Here is a 539-nt window from a genome sequence, read left to right as displayed (position 1 = left end):
GATGACGCGGAAACGGCCCCTCCCGGGGCCGTTTCAGTTCCAGATCGTTGTTTTCGCCCGCTGAGCTGGGCCTATGCCGGAATCTCTCCCACAGAAACCACCGAAGAGCCAAGTTTTTTGTGGACGACGGATTTTCCGGCGTGAGTTTTGAGCGCGAGGGGCTGCAAGCGATGTTGCAGGAAGTGGAAGCCGGACGAGTGGCGACGGTCATTACCAAAGACCTTTCCCGTCTTGGCAGAAACTATCTGAAAACGGGCGAACTCATAGAGATTGTATTTCCCGAAAACGGAGTACGCTATATCGCGATCAACGACGGAGTTGACACAGCGCGGGAGGATAACGAGTTTACCCCCTTGCGGAACTGGTTTAACGAGTTTTACGCCCGCGACACAAGCAAGAAAATCCGCGCAGTTAAACAGGCACAGGCGCAAGACGATATGAGAAAGCCATTTGGGTCGCCTCCCCCGCGGCGCAGCTTCTTTTCGCGGGCTCGGGATGCCACAATGGGCTTTGAGTATCGGCCCGTGCGGTAGCCCTTA

1 protein-coding gene is annotated in these 539 nt (G+C 55.8%); it reads left to right on the top strand.

The features are described 5' to 3' along the window. Window positions 1-47 precede the first annotated feature (47 nt). Window positions 48-533: a recombinase family protein gene (locus ACTQVX_RS08855; protein ID WP_441560939.1), complete on the top strand. Its 486-nt coding sequence runs from the start codon at window positions 48-50 to the stop codon at window positions 531-533. Window positions 534-539 lie beyond the last annotated feature (6 nt).

Source organism: Collinsella sp. LCP19S3_A6 (assembly GCF_052122015.1).
Lineage (GTDB): Bacteria > Actinomycetota > Coriobacteriia > Coriobacteriales > Coriobacteriaceae > Collinsella.
The sequence above is the reverse complement of the archived record's forward strand: the minus strand, read 5'-3'. Positions and strand labels throughout refer to the sequence as shown.